This window comes from Microbispora amethystogenes (assembly GCF_016863015.1).
In the GTDB taxonomy this organism is placed as follows: domain Bacteria; phylum Actinomycetota; class Actinomycetes; order Streptosporangiales; family Streptosporangiaceae; genus Microbispora; species Microbispora amethystogenes.
On sequence record NZ_BOOB01000014.1, the window covers coordinates 239,992 to 262,162 of the forward strand.

Consider the following 22,171-nt stretch of genomic DNA (forward strand, 5'->3'; position numbering starts at 1 on the left):
CATCCCAAGCGGTGGCTGCGACAACTGTGACCGTCAATCACAGCGACATCGAGGACGGACATGCACAGCACCATCGAGGACGCGCTCCGCGGGCAGGTCACCGGGCGGGTCCTGGTCCCGGGGCAGGACGGGTACGCCGAGGAGGCCGCCGGGTTCAACCTCGCCGTACGGCACCGGCCCGCGGTGATCGTGGCGGCGGAGGGCGCCGCCGACGTGGCCGCGGCCGTACGGCTCGCCGCCGCGCACGGACTGCCGGTGGCGGTCCAGTCGACCGGCCACGGAGCCGTGCAGGCGGCCGACGGCGCGCTGCTGATCAGTACCCGCGCGATGCGGGAGATCGTGGTGGACGCCTCCGCCCGCACCGCCGTGATCGCGGCGGGCTGCACCTGGGGCGAGGTGATCGCCGCCGCCGCGCCGTACGGGCTGGCCCCGCTGTGCGGCTCGGCGACCGGCGTCGGCGTGGTGGGCTTCACGCTCGGGGGCGGCATCGGGCCGATCGCGCGGACCTTCGGCTTCGCCGCCGACCACGTGCGGGAGATCACCGTGGTGACCGGCGACGGCGTGGTCCGCACGGCCGGCCCCGACAGCGAGCCGGACCTCTTCTGGGCGCTGCGCGGCGGCAAGGCCGGATTCGGCGTCGTCACCTCGATCACCGTGGACCTGCTGCCGCTCACCCACCTCTACGGCGGCGGCCTGTTCTACGCGGCCGAGGACGCCGGGCGGGTCCTGCACGCCTACCGCACCTGGGCCCGCACGCTGCCCGAGGCCACCACGACCTCGGTCGCGCTGCTGCGCCTGCCCCCGCTGCCCGAGCTGCCGCCGCAGCTCAGCGGCAAGTTCGTCGTCCACCTGCGGGTCGCCCACGTGGGGGAGGGGCAGGAGGCCGAGGACCTGCTCGCGCCCATGCGGGCCGTGGCCGAGCCGGTGCTCCAGGCCGTCGGGCCCCTGCCGTACGCGGCGATCGACTCCATCCACCAGGACCCGGCCGGGCCGATGCCGGTCGCGGAGCGGGGGACGCTCCTGCGCGAGCTGACCGAGGAGACCGTGGAGGCGCTGCTGGCGGCGGCCGGGCCGGACGTGCCCGCGCCGCTCGCCCTCGTCGAGATCCGCCAGCTCGGCGGGGCGCTCGCCCGGGAGCCCAGGCAGCCGAACGCCGTGGGCGGGCGCGACGCCGCCTTCTCGCTGCTGGCCGTCGGCGCGCCGGTGCCCGAGCTGATGGAGACGGCCGTCCCCGCCGCCGTACGGGCGGTGACCGAGGCGGCCGCGCCGTGGGGCACCGGCGGCACGCAGATCAACTTCCAGGGCGGCGCGCTGGCCCCCGAGGAGATCTCGCGGGCCTGGCCGGCGGAGACGCTGCGGCGGCTGGCGAAGCTGCGGGAGGTCTACGACCCGGCGAACCTGTTCCGCTTCGGCCACGTCGTTCCCCGCGAGGGCTGACCACGTCCGTACGGCCGCCTCGTCAATTTCGGCGAGAAGCCGCATCAGTGCGGCCGTACGCCCGCTCGACGGCCCTTGACTGGAGGAGACGACGAGGGGGACATCGATGCGCGGGCACAGGGACCGGCTCACTCCGGGCGAGGCACTCCAGGTGGCGCTGACGGCCGTCGGCGCCTTCCAGGGCTACGTGCAGCACGCCGACTCCAAGGTGGCCACGGTGACCACCGTGCACCTCGGGGCGGCGGCGGTGGCGGCCACGCAGATCGGGGTGCTCGCCGGTCTCCGGGCACCCGGCAGGCCGGTGCTGCTCGGAGTCGTGGCCGTAATCCTTCTCGCGCTCTACGCGGCGGGGTTCTTCGTCGCGGGGTACCACCTCGTCCAGGGGCTGCGGCCCAGGCTCGGCGGGCCGGCGGGTCCGAACAGGTTCGGCCTGGCGGGCGGCGAGCCCGGGTCGTCGCCCCCGGCGAACGTGACGCAGCAGGAGCAGGAGGCCTGGCTGCTGGCGGGCAGGCTCGCCGAGCTGAGCCGGGACAAGCACCTCAGGGTGGGACGGGCACTGCCGTGGACGGCGCTCATGCTCGTCGCCACCCTGCTGTGGCTGGCACTCGGAGGTCTCTACGGCTGACCGGTGCGACCCGGCGGCGACACGGCCTTCCCACCCGGCTCGCTCCCGCCTCGCCGACGGCGCGGCCTTCCCGTTCGGCTCGCTCCCGCCTCGCCGACGGACGCTGGCCCCGCAGCGGCGAAGGCGGCCCTGCGGCGCCCCGACCGGCTAGCCTGGTTTGACTTCGTCGCCGACTCTCAGCTCGCCGAGGTTCCTGGGCACCATGCGGATGCCGAACCAGGTATTCCCGTCCCAGCGGCGGTGCCTGGCCAGGGTTCTCAGGGGTTCCTTGCCGCGTTCCTGGGTGGCCGGGTCCCAGACGGTGGCGGCGCAGCGGTCGCACGCCACCGAGACGCGGAAGTCGATCTCGCCGATGCGGACCGACGTCCAGGCGTCCTCCGCGAAGGGTTCCGCGCCGTCGACGATGAGGTTGGGCCGGAAGCGGGCGACGTCGAGGGGGTCCGGGGGGTGCTCCCCGCGCTCCGCGGCGCCTTCGGCGATCCAGTCGTCCAGGCGCCGGAGCGAACCGGTGGAGACGAGATGGAGGGGTCCGTCCCAGAGGCCGCCGGTCGCCTCGGTGATCGTCCGGCGTCCGGGGTCGTCCAGCCAGACCAGGCGGGCGGGCCTGCCGAGCAGGCGGGTGAACCATTCGTGGGCGTCGGCATGGGCGAGCACGGCCCGGTCGAGGGCGGAGCAACCCAGCGAGATCGTGTCGCCGGCGGCCGGGGGAACCGTGAGTTCGCCCATGCCCGGCGCCGACAGGCGGAGGCCGCCTTCGGGGGTCTCGGCGGCCGAGACCGAGAGGAGCCGGGGGTGCTCGCCGACCCAGATCAGTTCTCCCTGCGGGTCCACCACGCCCCAGCGGCGGTCGCCTTCCAGACCCCAGGGGAGGACGCCGGCGGAGAGGCGCGGAACGCCTTTGCCGGACTTGATGGGATAGGTGCGGATCTCCGCGAGTTCCATTGCGCAAGAATATGAGAAAGCGCTCTCTCGGGATATGGGGGCGCGTTCACAGGGCGTCCGGAGGGCGGTCCCGGGGCCTTTCGGAATATGCGTTTCGCCTGCTCTTCGGCAAGGTGGCCAGGCCCGTTCGGGAAGCCCCCGCAGTGGTTCGGGGTGAAACACTCATCGCGGGCTCCGCCGAAGCCGGCTCGGTGCTTCACCGGCACGCCGTCCTGCGGGATTTCGGCGGCGTCTCGCGGGAATTCCGGCGGCGTCGTTCAGCCGGACGGCCGGAGGCTCAGGTCGGCGAACGTGGTGAGGCCTTCCATGTCCCGGACGACCACGCCGCGGTGGCGCTGGAGGACGAGGCCACGGGCGGACAGGTCGTGCATCGCCTTCTGCACCGTGCGTTCCCTGATCCCGACCAGCTCTCCCAGCTCGGCCTGGGTGACCGGCACACCGACGTCGACGCCCTCCCGGTGGGGTCTACCGTGTTGTACGGCCAGGTCGACCAGGACGCGGGCCAGGCGGACGTCGGCCTCGTATCCGGCGAAGTCGAGCCGCCGGCGGTTGGCGAAGCGCAGCCGGTCCATCGCGACCCGGCTGAGGGCGGCCGCGACCTCGGGAGCGCGGGCGAGATGCGCCGTGAAGACGGGTCCCTTCACGACGCGGACGAGTGATCGCCCGCAGGTCGTCACCGTCGCCGTGCGCGCGCAGTCGCCGAAGGCGGCCGTCTCGCCGACGACGTCGCCGGACGCCCGGATCGACAGCAGCGTCCGGGACCCGTTCTCGGTGAGAGCCGTGACCTTCACCAGCGCGTCGAGCAGCAGGTAGACCGCGTGGCCCGGGTCGCCCTCGCGGACGAGGACGTGCCGCCCGGGATAGGTCACCGGAGAGCCGAGGCGGAGGAGATCCTCCCGCGCGGCCTCCGGGAGCCGGTCGAGCAACGATCCGGGCGACCACGGTCGTCGCTCGCTCCTCCGCGTCACGTCGGCACCCCCAAGCGAAGTATGACCGGCAGGGCGCTCCACGTCACCGGGTCCTGGCGGGGGCCGAATGCCAAGACGCCCTTAGTCACTCATTACACTCATAACGTTGTGACACTGATCCGTCACGCGATGTAATCACATCGGCGATGGGCCGGACCTACTGGCTCCGAAGGAGTGACTATGACGTTCACAGCTATGCACCCCGCGTCCATGGCGACCACGCTGGGCTACGGCTCCCAGCACCAGATCACGCCGCTGCAGCTCGCCCAGCAGATTCCGGGGCTGCAGCAGCAGGTGTCGCCCCTGGCGCTGATCCAGCAGGAGGAGCAGATCCTCCCGCAGGAGCACCTGGTGAGCCCGGTGACCTTCTGGACCAAGGTCGCCAGGCACAGCGTCCGCTACGGCGCTCCCGCCGCCCGCCAGATGCTGGAGAGCGTGCTCTACCAGCACCAGGCGCAGCAGCAGATTCAGGCCCAGATCCAGCAGCAGCAGGTGCAGCAGCAGATCCAGGCCCAGATCCAGCAGCAGCTTCAGCAGCAGATCCAGCAGCAGGCTCTGCCGCCTCAGGTGCTGCAGGCGCTGCAGGCCATCCAGGCCCAGGCCCTGCAGGTCCCGCAGGCCGCCTACGCCCACCCGTACGCGCAGGCGTACGCCGCCCAGGCGTACTCCCAGCCATACGCGGCCCAGGCGTACGCCCAGCAGCCCGGCCAGCAGATCCCGCAGCTCGGCCTCCAGGCCGTACTGCCCCAGCACGTCCAGGCGGCGTACGGGCAGCAGGTCCCGCTGACGATGCAGCCGCTGAACCAGGTGTACGGCCAGCTGCACCAGCAGACCGCCCAGCAGGTCCCGGTGCCGGCCGGTGCCGGACTCTGAGCGGAGGAACACCGTGGAGTCGATGGGTCCCGGGATGGGCGTCCCCGGAACGGGCGCCGGAGTGGGTCCCGGAATGGGTTCGCCGACGCCCCCGGCCACGGGAGTGACGGCGGGGCAGCCGGCGCCGGCGGCGCACCTGCAGGCGCACTGCGCCGTGACGCTCCAGCGGCTGTACGAATGGCTGCAGGCGTCGATCCCGCAGGCGCCCCAGGTCGCGGGGGTCATCCCGCTGCTGGTGCAGGCGGTGCAGCTCTACCGGGCCGGGCGGTACGAGGCGTGCCTGGCGCAGATCCAGTACGCGCTCGGCGTCGTCGCCCCCGGACGGCCCATGGTTCCACTGCTGTGACGTGATCACCTCGGTGGCCCGGACCGGTCGGCGGCCGGTCCGGGCCCCCGCCGTCCCGAGACCGGCGAACCGTGACGCGTGATGACAGAGCCTGAACTGCCGGCCGCGCCGCGCGCGACCGGTGACACCAGTCTGAGCTGGGGAGAGTCGAGCCGTTGTGACCACTAACGACAAGCCCAAGGACGCAATCGAGGAGCCGCGCCCGCCGACCCCACGGGGGCGGCAGGCGTCGCGTCAGGCGCCGCGGCCGGTGGAGCCCCGGCCGCGGCGCTACATGGTGGCGGCGCTGCCGCAGCCGGACCCGGCGGCGCCGGCGTACGACGACGACACGGTGCGCAGGCTGCTGGAGGACGACCCCGAGGTGCGCGTGCTGCGCCGCGTACGGGGACGGGCGGCGGGGAACCCGGGGGCCACGGTCCCGGGGTTTCCCGCCGTGGTCGTGGCGGAGACGACCCCGGAGCACGTCGAGGCGCTGCGCCGCCAGTATCCGCAGCTGCACGTCGAGCGCGACCGATTGCTGACCTACAGCGAGGTGCCGCGGCCACCGCGCCGGCGGCGGCCCGCCCCGGTGGTGGCGCCGCCCGGCCTGGAGAGCACGTTCACCGTCCTGGTCAGGGACGCGGACGGCACGCCGCTGCCGGGCGCGAGCGTCCTGGTGACCGGGCACGGCTGGCCGGGCCAGGCGGTCACCGGGGCCGACGGACGCGCCGTGGTCACGATGGCGGGGGAGACGCCCGAGTCGATCACCGGGCTGACCGTCCGGCCGCGCTCGGGCTACTGGAGCGTGCACGTCGAGCGCCCCGCCCTGTCGACCACCCGCGACAACCTCGTCGAGCCGGTGCGCCTGGCCGAGACGTTCGGCGGCTTCCCGGACCGGCAGGTCTTCGGCTGGGGCCAGCAGGCGATGAACCTCGACCGGCTGCCCCCCACGCTGCGCGGCGCGGGGGTCAGGATCGCCATCGTCGACTCCGGGGCCGACGTCCGCCACCCGGACCTGCGCGAGCGCGTACGCGCCGGGATCGACCTGGTCGACGCCGAGCCCGAGGGATGGACGGCCGACACGGCCCACCACGGCTCCCACTGCGCGGCCGTCATCTCGGGCGCGGACGACGGCCGGGGCATCGTGGGCTTCGCCGTCGAGGCCGAGGTGCACGCGTGCAAGATCTTCCCGGGTGGGCGGTTCAGCGACCTCATCGAGGCGCTCGACTACTGCGTCGAGCAGCGCGTCGACGTCGTCAACCTGAGCCTCGCCAGCAGGCACCACTCCCCGCTGGTCGCCGCCAAGATCGAGCAGGCCCGGGAGGCGGGGGTGGCGTGCGTGGTGGCCGCGGGCAACGACGGGGGACCGGTCGCCTTCCCCGGCACCCTGCCCGGCGTGCTGACCGTCGCCGCCGTCGGCAAGGCCGACGCCTTCCCGCCCGGCACGGCGCACGAGGCCGAGATCGACGGTCCCGTCACCGGTGACGGATACTTCTCGCCCCGCTTCACCTGCCGTGGGCCCGAGATCGACGTCTGCGCTCCGGGCGTGGCCGTCCTGTCGGCCGTGCCACCGGACGCGTACGCCGTTCTGGACGGCACCTCGATGGCCGCGCCGCACGTCGCCGGCCTCGCGGCGCTCGTGCTCGCCCATCACGGCGACTTCCGCGCCGCCTACGCCGCACGGGACGCGCGGCGGGTCGACCGCCTCTTCCAGATCATCACGTCGAGTTGCGTGCCGCTGAACCTCGGGGACGTCCACCGCACCGGCGCCGGGATGCCGAACGCGCTGCGCGCCCTCGCGCCCGCTCTCGCGCAGATCACCCCCGAGCCGGCCGGGACGGACACACTGCTCGGACATCTGGCCGCCGAGATGACGGAGGCCGGGCTGCTCGCGCCCGCGCCCGTCGGACCGGGCGGCCGGTCCGGGCATCCCGGGCAGCTCGGGCCGGTCGGTCCGGGGGCGCAGCACGGCCTCGCGGGCCAGGCCGCGTACGGCGCGGGCGGCACGGCGAACGGGCCCCTGTCCGGAGGCTCCCTTCCGGGCGGGCTCGCTCCGGGCGGCGCCCGCGGGGAGGCCAAAGGCGGCGTCACCGGCTTGGACCCGCGCGGCGGAGCCGGGGGTGCCGGCTCCGCGGGCAGGCGCGGGAGCGGCCCGTCCGGTGGTTCGCCCAGTAGTCCGTCCGGTGGTCCGTCCGCCACCCGGTCGTACGCCACCGGTTCGACGCCGGGCCGCGCCCAGGGCGCTCGCGGCGGGGCCGGTGAGGCGGCGCCGGCGGTGGACGTCACGACCGGCGGCGCCGCGCGGACGGCCAACGGCTCGCCCGCGGCCGCGCCGGGTTCACCGATCGGCTCTCCGATCGGCTCTCCGATCGGCCCGCCGATGGGCCCAGCGATGGGTTCGGGGACGGGCGCGCCGATCGGCGCCGCGCCGTACGAGCAGGCCGCCCTGGCCTGGCTGGCCGAGGAGATGCGCGCCGCCGGGCTGATCGGGAGCCGACCATGGCCTGACGTGTGACGTGGGCCGAGCGGGACTGATCAGGGGCGGCACCTGACGGAACCCCGGCCCGGGCAGGGCCGGGGCACCGACGGCGACTCGTCTCAACAGCACCCGGCAGGCCCGAGGAGGGCCTAAGGGCCCGGCAGGACCTCAGGCCCCCCGGCAGGCCCTCACCTCGGCGGGACTCTCAACGGGACCTCTCGGTAGGGGCCGGGCACGGGCAGGACCTCTGGGCCCGGCAAGGCCTCGGTGGCACCTCTCGGCGGGGCCCGGTGGGACCTCAGTAGGACTCGTAGGCGGGCCCGGCCAGTTGGGCCACGTCCTCGGCTCCGTCGCCGATCAGTTTCGACCCCAGGTCGGCCAGTGCGCGCCCGGCCGCCAGCTCGTCGCCGATCTCCGGCACCGGCCTGTCGGCCGGGTTGCGGCGGGCCCGGCCCACGCTCTCGTGCCGCCGCCCGGAGGGCGTGTAGAGCACGGCGGTCGCCGTGGTGACGTCGTCCTTGTCGTCCTCGTTCACGAATATCTCGACGGTCCAGCGCTTCGATTCCATGCGGACCACCTCCCAGGAGTCCAGCATCCCTCCGGGCCCGTACGGCCCCGGCACCCACCCCGTCGTGAGGACCGACGCGGTCTGAAGCGCCGCCCCGGCGGTGGCCCCCACCGAGGAGGCGGCCAAGGAAGGAGCGCCCATGCCCGGTCAGATCGTCGTCGGCACCGACGGCTCGCCCGCCGCGACGGCCGCCGTGCGCTGGGCGGCGGACGACGCCGCCCGCCGCGGCTGCCCGCTCCGCCTCGTCTCGGTCGTGGACCACTGGGCGTACGGGATAGCGAAGTTCCCCACCTCGGGCGGCGATCCGCTGACCCGGCACGCCGAGCGGGCGCTCGCCGCCGCCGAGGCCGTGGTGCGCGAACACCGGCCGGACGTGCCGATCAGCGCGGAGATCGTCGAAGGCATCCCCGCCCGCACGCTGCGGGACAAGGGGAATGAGGCCACCGAGATCGTCCTGGGCAGCAGAGGGCTCGGAGGCTTCGCCGGCATCGTCGTCGGGTCGGTCAGCTCCCACGTCGCCGGGCAGGCGCCCTGCCCGGTCGTCGTCGTACGGCCGGGCTGGTCCGGAGGCCGCGGCGAGATCGTCGTGGGGGTGGACGACTCGCCCGAATGCGATCCGGCCCTGGCGTACGCCTTCGAGCAGGCGCGGCTGCACGGCTGCGGCCTGCGGGCGGTGCACGCGTGGCGGCTTCCGGCCCACCCGCTCGCCCCCGAGATCACCTACGACGTGGAGGAGGTGCGCGAGGCCCGCAGGCGCGTGGCGGAGGAGAAACTGGCGGGCCCGCGCCGGGGGTATCCGGACGTGGCGGTGCACGAGGAGAGCGTCTACGGCCACCCCGTCGACGCGCTCATCCAGGCGTCACGCACCGCCGACCTGCTCGTGGTCGGCTCGCGCGGCCGGGGCGCGCTGGGGTCGGCGATGCTCGGCTCGGTCAGCCGGGGCGTCCTGCACCACGCCGGGTGTCCCGTCGCCGTCGTACGGCCGCCGTGCTGAGCCGTGTTCCTCGCCGTGCGTGTCCCGCGCCCCGTGTCCCACGCCTCGCGTTCCGCGTTCCGGCCGAGGGTGACAACCAAGGGCGACGGCCCGCCCAGCCGGGCGGGCCGCCGGTGGCGCCCTCGACAGCGGGCCTGGCACGCCCGGACGGGTCGGTCAGACTTCCCGCTGGCCCTCCGGCCGCTCGATCGGGATGCGCCTGCGCTCCTCCCGCTCCTCGGCGAGCCGTACGCTCACCTCAAGGATGCCCTTGTCATAGGTGGCCTTCACGTCGTTCTCATCCACGTTCGGGGGCAGCACGATGGACCGGGTGAAGGTCCCGTACCGGAACTCGGTCCGGTGCCCCTGCCGCTCCTCGTGGCGCCTTTCGGCGTGGATGGTCAGGACTCCGCTCGACACACTGATCTCGACGTCCTTCTCCGGGTCGATGCCGGGCAATTCAGCCCGCAGCACGTACCGGCCGTCCCTGACGTAGTCCTCCAGTCGCATCTGCTGGCCGGCCATCGGCCTCATCGCGGCCAGCGGCGCCTCCAGCAGGTCGAACAGGTCGGGCACGAGGCCCCGGGACTCCCGCCGCATCGGAACGCTCATGGCTGTCACCTCCGTCCGGCAGAACTCATCAAGAAAGACGTACCCCGGCATGAATCGGACAAATCGCCATGGCTGGGGTGATGCCGCCTGATGCAGGATGGTGATCGTGATACCGGAAGGGCTGAGGCACGGCTTCGGCAGGGCGCGACCGGCTCGCGGCGAAGGGAGTGCGTGATGAGGTTCGTACGCGAAGGCGACATGAAGGCCACCCGGCCGGGACCGGACAGGTTCACCGACGGCGTGTGGGAGGCGGAGGCGCTGGAGACGGTGCGGCCGGACGGCCTGAGCGCCCAGCGTTTCTCCTACGCCCCGCGGGCCCGCTCGGGCTGGCACACCCACGACGGGGAGCAGGCGCTGCACGTGCTGTCGGGACGCGGGGTGGTGGTGCGCTGGGGCGAGACCGAGGGCACGCCCATCGGACCGGGCGACTGGGTCCACGTGCAGCCGGGCGAGAAGCACTGGCACGGCGCCGCCGCCGACGACACGCTGGTGCACATCGCCGTCACCGCGAGCGGCAAGACCCACTGGCACGGCCCGGTGACCGACGAGGAGTACCACGCCGGCCTGGGCTGATCAGCGGCCGGCCTCAGCGGGCGCCTCCTGGGTCGGTGACGATGACGAGGCCGGCCCGGGAGCGCACGTCGTGGCGGGCGTAGTACCGCTCCTCCTGCTCGGCCCAGCGCCGCCAGTGGGGCGCGTACGTCTCGCCGTCGCGGGCGAGCGCCCGCGCCCGGCGGACCTGCTCGCCGGCCTCCAGCCACACCAGCCCGGTGAGGTACGGCCGGGCCTCGCGGGCGCCGCAGCCCACGCCTTCGATCACGAGGGTGTCCGGCTCGGCGATCTCGTGCCATTCCGCGTACTCGCCACGTGCCCAGTCGTAGCGGCGCCAGCGTGCCGGGCGGCCGAGGACGAGCGGCCGCAGCACCCACTCCAGCAGGGCGTCCACCCCGGCCTGCAGGCCGTCCCAGCCGTCGTACAGGTCGTCCATGCGGACGACCGGCGCGGTGAGCGCCGCGGCAACGGCGACGGCCAGCGTCGACTTGCCCGCGCCCGAGCGTCCCTCGACGGCCAGGACGCGGGTGCCGCCCGCGCGGGCGGGCCGCGCGCGCAACCAGCGCGCGACGGCGGCGGCGTCCGGCGTCACGCGCGCCGGGCTCGACGGAGCCGCCGCGTACGGCCGGCGCCCCCTCCCCTCATCCACGGAGGGGGCTGACCCCCGCGACGGCCAGGCCGAGCAGCCGGTCCGCCTCGGCGGCGGCGTCCGGACGGTGTTCCGTGGCCAGGGCGATGCCGGTGATCAGGGTGAGCAGGTCGGCGACGGTCACGCCGGGTGCCAGCGCGCCGTCGTCCGCGGCGCGGCGCACCAGTGGCTCACCCGCCTCGGTGAGCTGCGCCGAGCAGCAGTACTCGTGCGCCGCGTCGCCGTCGAGCGTGGGGTCGAGGGTCAGCGCCGTGGCCAGCCCCCGGATGGTCGCGGCGTCCGCGACGATGGCGCTGAGCCATTCCAGCAACGCGGCGCGGGTGTCGGACCTGCCGGTCAGCTCGCGGGCGTGGGCGCACAGGGTCTCCACCCGTTCGCGGAAGACCGCCTCCAGCAGTGCGCGGCGGCTGGGGAAGTGACGGCGCAGCGTGGCGGAGCCGACCCCCGCGGTCCGGGCGATCTGCTCCAGGGAGGCCTCGGGGCCGTGGGCGGCGATCTCCTCCTTGGCCACGGCGAGAAGGAGGCCGTAGTTGCGCCGGGCGTCCGCACGCTGGACGGGCATCGCGTCACCTCGTGGTTGCTAAGTGGCGGGGTCCGCCGTATCTTACCGAAAGATAAACGGCGGGGCCCGCCGTTTAGCTGACATCCACCTGTAGGAGGGGACTCATGTCCACCGAATCCGCACCCGTCCTGGTCACCGGCGCCACCGGACGGCAGGGCGGCGCCACCGCCCGCGCCCTGCTCGCGAACGGCGTTCCCGTCCGGGCGCTGGTCCGCGACCCCTCGACTGCCCGGGCGAGGGCGGTCGAGGCGCTCGGCGCCGAACTGGTGACCGGCGACCTGAACGACCGCGACTCCGTGGTCAGGGCCGCGCGGGGAGCCCGGGCCGTCTTCTCGGTGCAGATGCCCCCGATCAAGGGAGACGCCTACGACTTCGAGGGCGAGGTGGCCCAGGCCGTCAACCTGGTGGAGGGCGCTCTGGCCGCGGGCGTGCCGCAGTTCGTGCACACATCAGTCACGGGCGCGGGACGTCACACCGAGGCCCCCGGCTGGGCCGAAGGCCGCTGGGCGTCGATAGAGCCCGCCCTCACCGCCAAGGCCGAGGCCCAGGACCGGGTACGGAAGGCGGGCTTCCCGCGCTGGACGATCATCAAGCCGGGATTCTTCATGGAGAACTTCCTGCCGTCGACGGCCTACCTGCTTCCCCGCGGGGTCGAAGGGGGAATCGTGACCGTGCTGAGGCCCGCCACCCGGCTCTCCCTCGTCGCGGCCGGCGACATCGGCGCGGCGGCCGCCGCGGCCTTCGCCGCGCCGGACCGGTTCCACGAGGTCGAGCTGGAACTGGCCAGTGACTATCTCTCGATGGCGGAGATCGCCGGGGTCCTCTCCCGCGCTCTGGGCAGGGAGCTGGCCGCGCCCGACATGACCATGGAGGAGGCGATCGCCGCCGGAATGCCGGGAGCGGGCGTCACCTCACACGAGTACCTCAACGCGGTCGGTCAGCACGCCCGCCCGGAGTACGCGCGGGCCTTCGGCATCCCGCTCACGACCTTCGAGGAATGGGCGCGCGAAAACTTCCGGGCCGCGGCCTGACTCTTCGCGGGGACACCGAGACTTGCCGAGGGGGTGGCGTACGCGGGTGGGCCCGGTTCGGGCATGGAGCGGCCACGGGTCGGACAAGGGGCGGACCAGGGCGGACCCGGGTCGCGGAGATGGCGAATGGCGAGGGCACGGTGTGGACGCGGTGTGGACACGGGGCGGCCCGGAGGGGCCGTCCGGTCCCTCCGGGCCGCTCGCGGAGCTCCCGGCCGAGTGCTAGACGCCTGCGCGGGTGGGGCGGCGGATGTCGCTGCTCTGCTCCTGCCACTCGGGGGTCTCGCGCCCCTTCTCCTCGGACATCTCCTCAAGTTGCAGGGCGATGCCCATCGCGAAGAAGGTCGGGGCCCACTCGCCGACGAACAGCGCCCAGCGGTCCGCGCGTTCGATGCCCGCCTGCTCGTATTTGTTCGAGAGGATCCAGGAGGCGATCGACATGCCGATCGACCCGAACGCCGCGCCGTACATCATGTTGGAGCGGAGCCCTATCTTGTGGAGCGTCTTGATCATGGTGTCCCCCTTGTGGTGATTTGCCCCTCTTTGTGGGCTACCCGGCCTCTTCTGACGTAACCCGCCGCACCCGTGACGGCGTGCGATACTCGCGACCGCGCATGAGGAGAGGCCGACGGGGTAGCCGTGGAGCCGGACCGGGAGGGAAGTCATGGAAGTTCTGGGCATCGACATCGGCGGCTCGGGCATCAAGGGCGCCACCGTGGACACGCTCACCGGGACGCTCACCCGCGAGCGCCTGCGTGTCCCGACGCCGCGTCCCTCCTCGCCGGGGGCCGTGGCCGCGGCGGTGCAGGCGATCGTGGACCACTTCTCCTGGACCGGCCCGATCGGCGTCACCTTCCCCGGGGTGGTCCTCGACGGCGTCATCCGTACGGCCGCCAACGTGGACAAGTCCTGGATCGGGGTGAAGGGCGCCGACCTGTTCGGCGACCAGTCGGTCGTCCTCAACGACGCCGACGCGGCCGGGGTCGCCGAGATGACGTTCGGCGCGGGGCGGGGCAGGCCCGGGGTGGTTTTGATGCTGACCTTCGGCACCGGCATCGGCAGCGCGCTGTTCGTGGACGGCCGTCTGGTGCCCAACACCGAGTTCGGCCACATCGAGATCCGCGGCAAGGAGGCCGAGCACCGCGCCTCCGACCGGGTGCGCGAGGAGGAGGACCTCGACTGGGACAAGTGGGCCGAACGTGTCGAGGAGTACCTCGCGCACATGCGCGACCTGCTGTCTCCCACCCTGATCGTCGTCGGCGGGGGCGTGAGCAAGAAGGCGGAGAAGTTCCTGCCGCACGTCCATCTTGGGGACACCCCCGTGGTGCCGGCCGTGCTGCTGAACGAGGCCGGGATCATCGGCGCCGCGATGGCCGCCGCGGGGCCCGCGCGCCTGTCCTGAGTCGGCCTGGCCGGGGTCAGCCCGCCCTGGGTCGGCCTGGCCGGGGTCGGCCTGGCCGGGGTCGGCCTGCCCTGAGTCGGCCTGGCCGGGGTCGGCCTGGCCGGGGTCGGCCTGCCCTGAGTCGGCCTGCCCTGAGTCGGCCTGCCCTGGGTCGGCCTGCCCTGGGTCGGCCTGCTCTGTGCCTGCCCTCCGCTGAGTCGGCCCGCGCTGCGCCTCCGCTGAGTTTGCCTGCGCTGAGTTGGCTGTCCTGGGCTCGCCTGCGCTCGGTCGGCCTGAGTTGGGTCGCCAGCACTGAGTTGCCTGCACTGAGTTGGCGGCTCTGCGCCCCCCAGCCCCGTGCACGCTTACCCCGAGCGATAGATCTCCCTTATTCCTACCTGGACAGCGGGTATTCTTGCTGTCATGATTGACTCATGAGCTTCTCGGGTGGGTTGACCCAGCGCCGGCACATCGACCTGCTGCGCGTCTGCGCCGCCGCTTGTTGACCGCCTGCCGGCGAATCGCCGGCGAGTGTGTCACCACCATTCCGTAAGACAGGCGTTCCGTACGCGACAGGCCCTTACGTGACAGGCGAGGAGAAGCGACATGTCCCAGAATGTGATCGAATCCGGCGTACAGGGCTACGAGCACGGCCATGAGCCCCCCGACCCCGGGCAGGGCTCCGTGCTCGGTGTGCTTCCCGTGCCGGGCACCGGAGCCGCGCTGATGATCGTGGGCTATCTCGTGCCCGCCGACAGCTCCCTGGACGTACCGGCCCGGACGCCCCGTCCGGCCGCCGAGGAGAGCGCCGCCGTGGAGAGCGACACGATGAGCAGGACGGCCCGGGCGGCCGTCGAGTTCGCCGGGGCCGCCATCGCGGGCGGGCCGCTGTCCACCGCGTCCTCCACCGCGTCCTCCATCGCGGGCGGGCCGCCGTCCGCCGGCTCCTCCGAGGCGCCGGCCACGCGGGAGCGGCCATCCGGACCGGCGTGGCACGAGTTCTCCGCCGCGTCCCCCGCGGAGGGGGAACTGGTCCTGGACCGCACCGCGCGGGTGGCCCGCAGCGGTGGCGAGGAGATCGAGCTCACCTACCGGGAGTTCGAGCTCCTCGACTACCTCACCTCGGCGCCGGGCCGGGTCTACAACCGCCGCCAGCTCATGGCGGCCGTCTGGGACCGGTACGACGAGGAGGGCGGGCGCACGGTCGACGTGCACGTGCTGCGGCTGCGCCGCAAGCTCGGCAGGCACGCGGGCCGGATCGTCACCGTCCGGAACGTGGGATACAAGTACCAACCCCCGCGCCGCCACTGAAGTTCACCACCGAAGTCGCCACCGGGCCGCCGTCTGGGCCTGGGGCCGCCATCTGAGGTCGCCGTCTGGGGTCATCACCGAAGTCGCCGCTGGGGTCGCCGTCTGAGGCCGCTGTCCGAGGCGTCCTTCTAGGGCGTCCGTCCGAGGCCTCCGTCTGTTTGGGGCCGCCGTCTGGGGTCGCTGTCTGTGGTCGCTGTCCGGGGCCGCTGTCCGAGGCTCCGTCTGGGGCGTCTGCCATCGGTGCCGTGATGACCGGGCATGGGCCCTGACCGGCCCGTGAGCCCACTGCGGGCCCACTGCGGGCCTGCCGTGGCCGGCCGTGGCGGGGGTGCCCGGCCGGCCCTCGGCGGCCTCCTCTGGCGGGCCCCCCGCCGCGCGGATCGAAAACGGCTGGCAGATCGGCCGGGGGCGTTGCCTATCCTTGAGCCTGGAATGAACACGCTCGCCGATCTCCAGGGCCGTATCCCCGATCTGATGCTGCGCGACCAGCGCAGGCTGCGCCGCCGTATCGACGGCATGCGCCGGGTCCGCGACCGCGCCTCCCGCCAGTCCGTCGTCCAGGAGATCGCGGGGGACGTGGAGGCCGCCGAACGCCGCGTGGCCGAGCGCCGCGCGGCCGTGCCGGCCATCAGCTATCCCCCCGATCTCCCGGTCAGCAAGCACAAGGACGACCTGCTCGCGGCCATCAGGGACCACCAGGTCGTGATCGTGGCCGGAGAGACCGGCTCGGGCAAGACCACCCAGATCCCCAAGATCTGCCTGGAGCTGGGCCGGGGTGTCCACGGGGTCATCGGGCACACGCAGCCGCGCCGCATCGCCGCCCGCACGGTCGCCGAGCGCATCGCCGAGGAGCTGTCGATCGACCTCGGATCGGCGGTCGGCTACAAGGTCCGCTTCACCGACCACTCCAGCGACGGGACGCTCGTCAAGCTGATGACCGACGGCATCCTCCTCGCGGAGATGCAGACCGACCCGCTCCTGCTGCAGTACGACACGCTGATCATCGACGAGGCGCACGAACGCAGCCTCAACATCGACTTCATCCTCGGCTACATCCGCCAGCTCCTTCCCCGGCGGCCCGATCTCAAGGTCGTCATCACCTCCGCGACCATCGACCCCGAGCGCTTCGCCCGGCACTTCGCCGCTCCGGGCGGCGACCCGGCGCCGATCGTGGAGGTGTCCGGCCGGACCTACCCCGTCGAGGTGCGTTACCGCCCGATCGACGAGGACGACGACCAGACCCAGGCCATCGTCGACGCGGTGGACGAGCTGTGCGCCGAAGGGCCGGGCGACATCCTGGTCTTCCTCAGCGGCGAGCGGGAGATCCGCGACACCGCCGACGCGCTGAAGGGACGCCCGGAGGAGGTCCTCCCGCTGTACGCGCGGCTGACGGCCGCCGAGCAGCACCGGGTGTTCCAGTCTCACCGGGGCCGCCGGATCGTGCTGTCCACCAACGTCGCCGAGACCTCGCTGACCGTGCCGGGCATCAAATACGTGGTCGATCCCGGAACGGCGCGGATCTCCCGGTACAGCCACCGGCTGAAGGTGCAGCGGCTGCCGATCGAGCCGGTCTCCCAGGCCTCGGCCAACCAGCGCAAGGGCCGCTGCGGCCGTACGTCCGACGGTGTCTGCATCCGCCTCTACTCGGAGGAGGACTTCCTCTCCCGACCCGAGTTCACCGACCCGGAGATCCTCCGTACGAACCTGGCGAGCGTCATTCTGCAGATGACCTCGCTGGGCCTGGGCGACATCGCGGCGTTCCCGTTCGTGGAGCCGCCGGACAGCCGCCAGATCAGGGACGGCGTCAACCTGCTGGTCGAGCTGGGCGCGCTCGCCGACCGCGGCGCCGAACGCAGTGCCGACCAGAGCGCCGACCAGAGCGCCGAGCTGGACGGCGAGCGGGACGGCGAGCGGAGCGTCGAAAGGGACGGAGGACGAGGCGGACGGGGGGGCGGTCGGGGCGGCCGAGGACTCCGGGGTCCGGGGCGCGAGGCCGGCCAGGGGCCGCAGCTCACCCCGGTGGGACGCAGGCTGGCCCAGCTGCCCGTCGACCCCCGGCTCGCCCGGATGGTGCTGGAGGCGGAGAAGAACGGCTGCGCCCGCGAAGTGATGATCATCGCGGCCGCGCTGTCCATCCAGGACCCGCGCGAGCGGCCGGCCGACAAGCAGCAGGCGGCCGACGAGAAGCACCGCCGCTTCGCGGACAAGGAATCCGACTTCCTGACCTATCTGAACCTCTGGAACTACCTGCGCGAGCGGCAGAAGGAGCTGTCGTCGAGCGCGTTCCGGCGGCTCTGCAAGGCCGAGTTCCTCAACTACCTGCGCGTACGGGAGTGGCAGGACATCGACAGCCAGCTCCGCCAGGTGGCGCGGACGCTGAACGTCGTGCCGAACAGCGCGCCCGCCGACCCCCGGCGCGTGCACGAGTCGCTGCTGGCCGGCCTGCTGTCGCACATCGGCGTCAAGGACGTCGAGGCCAAGCGCAGGCAGGACGGCCCGCGCCGGCCGCTCACCGAGTACATCGGCGCCCGCAACGCCCGCTTCGCGATCTTCCCCGGCTCGGCCCTGGCGAAGACGCAGCCGCAGTGGGTCATGTCGGCCGAGCTGGTCGAGACCTCCCGGCTGTGGGCCCGGGTCAACGCCAAGATCGAGCCCGAGTGGATCGAGCCGCTCGCCCAGCACCTCGTCAAGCGCACCTACAGCGAGCCGCACTGGGAGAAGGACCAGGCCGCCGTCGTCGCGCTGGAGAAGGTCACCCTTTACGGCGTGCCGATCGTGACCGAGCGGAAGGTCAACTACGGCCGCATCGACCCCGAGCTCAGCCGTGAGCTGTTCATCCGGCACGCGCTGGTCGAGGGCGACTGGCGGACCCACCACAGGTTCTTCCACGACAACCGCAAGCTGCTCGACGAGGTCGGGCGGCTGGAGGAGAAGGCCCGCCGCCGCGACATCCTCGTGGACGACGAGACGCTGTTCGACTTCTACGAGCAGCGGATCCCCGCCGAGGTGGTCTCGGGCCGGCACTTCGACAGCTGGTGGAAGAAGGCGTCCCGCGAGACGCCCGACCTGCTGACGTTCACCCAGGAGATGCTGGTCAACGACAGCGCCGGGGTCAGCGCCCGCGACTACCCCGACGCCTGGCGGCAGAACGGCCAGCGGATGCGGCTCACCTACCGGTTCGAGCCCGGCGCCCCGGAGACGGGGGAGGCGGACGGCGTGACCGTCCACATCCCGCTCGCCGTGCTCAACCAGGTGGAGCCGGAGGGCTTCGACTGGCAGATCCCGGGTCTGCGCGAGGACCTCGTCACCGCTCTCATCAGGTCGCTGCCGAAGAACCTGCGCCGCAACTTCGTGCCCGCCCCCAACTACGCCAAGGCCGTGCTGGAACGCGTACGGGCGGGCGGCGAGCCCATCCTCGGCGCGCTGGAGCGCGAGCTGCACGCGATGACCGGGGTGGCGATCCCGCGCGACGCGTGGGCCCTCGACCAGTTGCCCGCGCACCTGCGGATCACCTACCGGGTGGTCGACGACCGCAGGCGCACGGTGGACGAGGACAAGGACCTGGAGGCCCTCAAGCGGCGGCTCGCCTCGAAGCTGCGCGCCACCCTGTCGAGGGCCGCCGACGACCTGGAGCGCGACGGCCTGCGGAGCTGGACCATCGGCACCCTGCCGAAGGTGTTCGAGCAGGGCAGGATGCGCGCGTACCCGGCCCTGGTGGACGAGGGCGGCAGCGTCGCGGTCCGGATGTTCGACACCGAGGTGGAGCGGGACCAGGCCATGTGGGCGGGCACCCGGCGGCTGGTGCTGCTCACCGTGGTCAGCCCGGCCAAGGCCATCCTGCGCGGCCTCACCACCGCGCAGAAGCTCGCCCTCAGCCGCAGCCCGCACGGCGGCGCCGCCGCCCTGTTCGACGACTGCACGGAGTGCGCGGCCGACCGGCTGATCGCCGAGGCGGGCGGGCCCGCGTGGGACGAGGCCGCCTTCGAGGGGCTGCGCGACCACGTGCGCGCCTCGCTGTTCGAGACGACGGAGGAGGTCGTCACCCGGGTGGAGCGCGTGCTCGCGGTGTGGCACACCGCGCAGACGCGGCTCGACGCGCTGGGCGGCGCCGTCGCCGACCTCGCCGCCGACGTCCGCGACCAGCTCGACGCGCTGGTCCACGCGGGGTTCGTCACCGAGACGGGGTACGACCGGCTGCCGGACGTGCTCCGCTACCTGCGCGCGGTCGAGCGGCGGCTGGACAAGCTCCCCGACGACCCCGGCCGCGACCGCGAGTGGATGCACCGGGTGCACGACGTCGAGGACGACTACCGCGACCTGCTCGACAGGCTGAAGCCCGCCGAGCGGGACGCCAGGGCCGTACGGGACATCCGATGGATGATCGAGGAGCTGCGGGTGAGCTTCTTCGCCCAGCAGCTCGGCACCCCCACGCCGGTCTCCGAGAAGCGCATCCGCAAGGCCATGGAGCAGGCGGAGTCCGCCGCCCGGTCCGGGTGACCCCAGCCACCCCGGCGGGCTTCAGCGGCCGCTTTCAGCGGCCCAGCGCGGCGCCGATGAGGGCGCGGGGGTCGGCCGCTCCGGCGAGCATGCCCGACGGGAGCAGGTCGATCAGGTGGGCGTGCCCGAAGTCCGTGCCGTACGCGGTCGTCTCGACCGGATGGCCGCGCTCGCGCAGGCCGTCCGCCCACGGCGCCCCCTCCTCGACCTCGACCCCCTGATCGGACCGCCAGGTGTCGAAGCCGGTGTCGCCGCCGTTCAGCCGCCACCGGGGGGAGCCGACGGCCTCCGCCGGCGTCTGCCCGTGCAGGAGGAGCCGGGTGACGACCTGCAGCAGGATCTGTGGCTGGGCGTCCCCGCCCATCGTGCCGAGGACCGCGCGCAGGGTCCCGTCCGGCCGGGTGACCAGCGCCGGGCACAGGGTGTGGGGTGGCCGGCGGCCCGGGCCGTACTCCGCGGGATGACCGGGCGTGAGCGAGAAGCCGATGCCGCGGTTGTGCAGGTTGATGCCGGTGTTCGGCTCGAAGAGCAGGCTGCCGAATCCCGACGCGTTCGACTGGATCAGCGAGACGCCCATGCCGTCACCGTCCACCGCGCACAGGTACGTCGTGTCGCCGGACGCGGCGGGGGCGGCGGGCAGCGGGGAGCGGCGCCCGGGATCCACCAGGGCCCGCCGGGCGGCCGCCGTCTCCAGGGGCGCGACGGCCGTCTCGTGCAGCACGCCGAGGCGGTCGTGCCCGGCCGCCCTGGCCGACTCCACCAGCAGGTGTGCCCAGCCCGGGTCCGCGGGATCGGCGGGCGGGCCGAGCCCGGCGAGGATCTCCAGCGCGAGCAGCAGCAGGTAGCCCTGCGAGTTCGGCGGCGTCGTCCAGACGCGGTGCCCGAACACCTCGATCTCCAGCGGCTCCACCCAGTCGGCGTTCGGCCGGGCCAGGTCGTCGGCGGTGTACTCACCGCCGCCCAGCGCCAGCAGCCCCTCGCCGAACTCGCCCTGGTAGAACGCGGCCCGGCCGCCTTCGGCGAGCGCGGCGAGCGCCCTGGCTACCCCCGGGCGGCGGACCACGTCTCCGGTGCGCCGTACGGCCGCGAAGTCGCCGGCTCCGGCGAGCGTACCGACGAAGTCGGCCGTCGGCCCCAGCAGCGGCGAGGCGGGAAAGCCGCCGGTCGCGTGGCGGATCGCCGGGGCCAGCAGGTCGGCGAGCGGCAGGCGGGCGTACCGCTCGTGCAGCGCCAGCCATCCGTCCGCGCAGCCCGGCACCGGGACCGACCGGACGTCGAACAGGTGCGGCATGCGGGCACGGCCCTCCGCCCGCAGCCGGGCGGGGTCCGCGCCCGATCCCGCCCGTCCGGACGCGTTGAGCGCGGACACGGCGCCGTCGTGGACGAGCGCGAACAGGTCGCCGCCGAGGCCGCACATGTGCGGGGCGGTGACCGCCAGCACGGCGGCCGCGGCGAGGGCGGCGTCCGCCGCGTTGCCGCCCCGGTCGAGCATCGCGACACCCGCCGCGGAGGCCAGGTGGTCGGCCGTGCACACCATGCCGTTCAGGGCGTACCGCGTCTCGCTCACGACCGGTGATCGTACGGCACGCCGTAGAGTGGCTGCCGTCAATCAGGACGTAAGGGATGGGATGGTCATGGTCCGGGCGCTCGTGTTCGACGTGGGGGAGACGCTCATCGACGAGACCCGGATCTGGTCGCGGTGGGCCGACCGGCTGGGCGTGCCGCGCCTGACCTTCATGGGCGTCCTCGGCGGCATGGCGGCCCTCGACCGAAGCCACCGGGAGGCGTTCGAGCTGGTCAGGCCGGGGATCGACGTCGAGGCCGAGATCGAGTCGTGGCGGCGCGAGGACCCGGCCGGGCTGCGCGAGAACTTCGACGCCGACGACCTGTACCCCGACGTCCGGCCCGGCCTCTCGGCGCTGCGCGCGGCGGGGTACGACCTGGTCGTCGCGGGCAACCAGCCGCCCCAGGCCTACGACGCGCTGGTCGCGATGGACCTGCCGGTCGACGGGGTCCACACCTCCGCCGCCTGGAACGTGGAGAAGCCCGACCCCGCGTTCTTCGCCAAGGTCGCGGCCGTGTGCGGGCACGAGCCGGGGGAGATCCTCTACGTGGGCGACCGCCTCGACAACGACGTCCTCCCGGCCGCGGCGGCGGGGATGCGAACCGCCCTGCTGCGCCGGGGCCCCTGGGGCCATCTGCACGCCGCCCGCCCCGAAGCCGCCCGCGCCGACCTGGTCGTCGACGGACTCACCGACCTCGCTCACCTGGTCCCCACGCTCACCTGACCTCTTGCACCGCTCAGGTCGACCGAGTGCACGTGACCTTTCCCGCCCGCCGGTGACGTCCCTGGCGGGGATCGTCACAGAAAGCGACCAAAGGACCT

At 73.5% G+C, this 22,171-nt stretch carries 20 protein-coding genes; 12 read left to right on the top strand and 8 right to left on the bottom strand.

Annotated features, from left to right (window positions below):
- Positions 1 to 60: 60 nt before the first annotated feature.
- Together Mam01_RS10710 and Mam01_RS10715 are read left to right on the top strand one after the other, a co-directional pair.
- The gene (locus Mam01_RS10710) at positions 61 to 1,437 is read left to right on the top strand and encodes an FAD-binding oxidoreductase (RefSeq protein WP_204285206.1); all 1,377 of its coding nucleotides are present in this window, start codon (positions 61 to 63) and stop codon (positions 1,435 to 1,437) included.
- A 106-nt stretch (positions 1,438 to 1,543) separates the two neighbouring features.
- The gene (locus tag Mam01_RS10715; RefSeq protein WP_204285207.1) at positions 1,544 to 2,062 is read left to right on the top strand and encodes a Pycsar system effector family protein; all 519 of its coding nucleotides are present in this window, start codon (positions 1,544 to 1,546) and stop codon (positions 2,060 to 2,062) included.
- 147 nt (positions 2,063 to 2,209) lie between these two features.
- Here Mam01_RS10715 and Mam01_RS10720 read toward each other — a convergent pair whose 3' ends face one another.
- Together Mam01_RS10720 and Mam01_RS10725 are read right to left on the bottom strand one after the other, a co-directional pair.
- Positions 2,210 to 3,004, bottom strand: a complete 795-nt coding sequence (locus Mam01_RS10720; RefSeq protein WP_204285208.1) for an MOSC domain-containing protein — start codon at positions 3,002 to 3,004, stop codon at positions 2,210 to 2,212.
- 257 nt (positions 3,005 to 3,261) lie between these two features.
- Complete coding sequence (locus Mam01_RS10725; RefSeq protein WP_204285209.1) at positions 3,262 to 3,972, bottom strand: Crp/Fnr family transcriptional regulator; 711 nt, start codon at positions 3,970 to 3,972, stop codon at positions 3,262 to 3,264.
- Positions 3,973 to 4,152: 180 nt separating this feature from the next.
- Here Mam01_RS10725 and Mam01_RS10730 point away from each other — a divergent pair, with 180 nt between their 5' ends.
- The 3 genes from Mam01_RS10730 (at position 4,153) to Mam01_RS37295 (ending at position 7,685) form a co-directional block, all read left to right on the top strand.
- Positions 4,153 to 4,845 (top strand): hypothetical protein, encoded by a 693-nt coding sequence (locus Mam01_RS10730; RefSeq protein WP_204285210.1) that lies wholly within the window; start codon positions 4,153 to 4,155, stop codon positions 4,843 to 4,845.
- A 22-nt stretch (positions 4,846 to 4,867) separates the two neighbouring features.
- Positions 4,868 to 5,191, top strand: a complete 324-nt coding sequence (locus Mam01_RS10735) for a hypothetical protein (protein ID WP_204285211.1) — start codon at positions 4,868 to 4,870, stop codon at positions 5,189 to 5,191.
- A 157-nt stretch (positions 5,192 to 5,348) separates the two neighbouring features.
- Entirely contained in the window at positions 5,349 to 7,685 is a 2,337-nt protein-coding gene (locus Mam01_RS37295; RefSeq protein ID WP_204285212.1) for a S8 family serine peptidase, read from the top strand.
- Between the two features lie 262 nt (positions 7,686 to 7,947).
- Here the strand turns inward: Mam01_RS37295 and Mam01_RS10745 are convergent, their stop codons facing one another.
- Entirely contained in the window at positions 7,948 to 8,358 is a 411-nt protein-coding gene (locus tag Mam01_RS10745) for a DUF1876 domain-containing protein (protein WP_239101201.1), read from the bottom strand.
- Between Mam01_RS10745 and Mam01_RS10750 the strand changes: the two genes are divergently transcribed.
- Complete coding sequence (locus Mam01_RS10750; RefSeq protein ID WP_204285213.1) at positions 8,357 to 9,211, top strand: universal stress protein; 855 nt, start codon at positions 8,357 to 8,359, stop codon at positions 9,209 to 9,211. The genes Mam01_RS10745 and Mam01_RS10750 overlap by 2 nt on opposite strands.
- A 156-nt stretch (positions 9,212 to 9,367) precedes the next feature.
- On the opposite strand, the gene Mam01_RS10755 is transcribed toward Mam01_RS10750, so the two are convergent.
- On the bottom strand, positions 9,368 to 9,802 hold the full coding sequence (locus tag Mam01_RS10755; RefSeq protein ID WP_150932096.1) for an Hsp20/alpha crystallin family protein: 435 nt from the start codon (positions 9,800 to 9,802) through the stop codon (positions 9,368 to 9,370).
- 174 nt (positions 9,803 to 9,976) lie between these two features.
- On the opposite strand from Mam01_RS10755, the gene Mam01_RS10760 reads away from it, so the two are divergent.
- A complete protein-coding gene (locus Mam01_RS10760; RefSeq protein WP_204285214.1) occupies positions 9,977 to 10,375 on the top strand; it encodes a cupin domain-containing protein in 399 nt (132 codons plus the stop codon).
- Between the two features lie 13 nt (positions 10,376 to 10,388).
- On the opposite strand, the gene Mam01_RS10765 is transcribed toward Mam01_RS10760, so the two are convergent.
- Together Mam01_RS10765 and Mam01_RS10770 are read right to left on the bottom strand one after the other, a co-directional pair.
- Entirely contained in the window at positions 10,389 to 10,946 is a 558-nt protein-coding gene (locus tag Mam01_RS10765; protein WP_239101202.1) for a nucleoside/nucleotide kinase family protein, read from the bottom strand.
- A gap of 49 nt (positions 10,947 to 10,995) precedes the next feature.
- Positions 10,996 to 11,565 (bottom strand): TetR/AcrR family transcriptional regulator, encoded by a 570-nt coding sequence (locus Mam01_RS10770; protein WP_204285215.1) that lies wholly within the window; start codon positions 11,563 to 11,565, stop codon positions 10,996 to 10,998.
- A gap of 104 nt (positions 11,566 to 11,669) precedes the next feature.
- Here Mam01_RS10770 and Mam01_RS10775 point away from each other — a divergent pair, with 104 nt between their 5' ends.
- Positions 11,670 to 12,596 carry an NmrA family NAD(P)-binding protein gene (locus Mam01_RS10775; protein WP_204285216.1) on the top strand — a complete coding sequence of 309 codons (927 nt, stop codon included), beginning with the start codon at positions 11,670 to 11,672 and terminating at the stop codon, positions 12,594 to 12,596.
- A 222-nt stretch (positions 12,597 to 12,818) separates the two neighbouring features.
- On the opposite strand, the gene Mam01_RS10780 is transcribed toward Mam01_RS10775, so the two are convergent.
- Positions 12,819 to 13,109: a hypothetical protein gene (locus tag Mam01_RS10780; protein WP_150932089.1), complete on the bottom strand. Its 291-nt coding sequence runs from the start codon at positions 13,107 to 13,109 to the stop codon at positions 12,819 to 12,821.
- Positions 13,110 to 13,260: 151 nt separating this feature from the next.
- On the opposite strand from Mam01_RS10780, the gene ppgK reads away from it, so the two are divergent.
- From ppgK to hrpA, 3 genes are all read left to right on the top strand, one after another.
- The gene (gene ppgK, locus Mam01_RS10785; RefSeq protein ID WP_204285217.1) at positions 13,261 to 13,998 is read left to right on the top strand and encodes a polyphosphate--glucose phosphotransferase; all 738 of its coding nucleotides are present in this window, start codon (positions 13,261 to 13,263) and stop codon (positions 13,996 to 13,998) included.
- A gap of 585 nt (positions 13,999 to 14,583) precedes the next feature.
- Positions 14,584 to 15,288: a winged helix-turn-helix domain-containing protein gene (locus Mam01_RS37300; protein WP_275408940.1), complete on the top strand. Its 705-nt coding sequence runs from the start codon at positions 14,584 to 14,586 to the stop codon at positions 15,286 to 15,288.
- A gap of 432 nt (positions 15,289 to 15,720) precedes the next feature.
- Entirely contained in the window at positions 15,721 to 19,785 is a 4,065-nt protein-coding gene (gene hrpA / locus Mam01_RS10795) for an ATP-dependent RNA helicase HrpA (protein ID WP_204285218.1), read from the top strand.
- Positions 19,786 to 19,819: 34 nt separating this feature from the next.
- Here hrpA and Mam01_RS10800 read toward each other — a convergent pair whose 3' ends face one another.
- The gene (locus Mam01_RS10800) at positions 19,820 to 21,352 is read right to left on the bottom strand and encodes a gamma-glutamyltransferase family protein (RefSeq protein WP_204285219.1); all 1,533 of its coding nucleotides are present in this window, start codon (positions 21,350 to 21,352) and stop codon (positions 19,820 to 19,822) included.
- Between the two features lie 67 nt (positions 21,353 to 21,419).
- On the opposite strand from Mam01_RS10800, the gene Mam01_RS10805 reads away from it, so the two are divergent.
- Entirely contained in the window at positions 21,420 to 22,073 is a 654-nt protein-coding gene (locus Mam01_RS10805) for an HAD family hydrolase (protein ID WP_204285220.1), read from the top strand.
- The last annotated feature ends 98 nt before the right edge of the window (positions 22,074 to 22,171 follow it).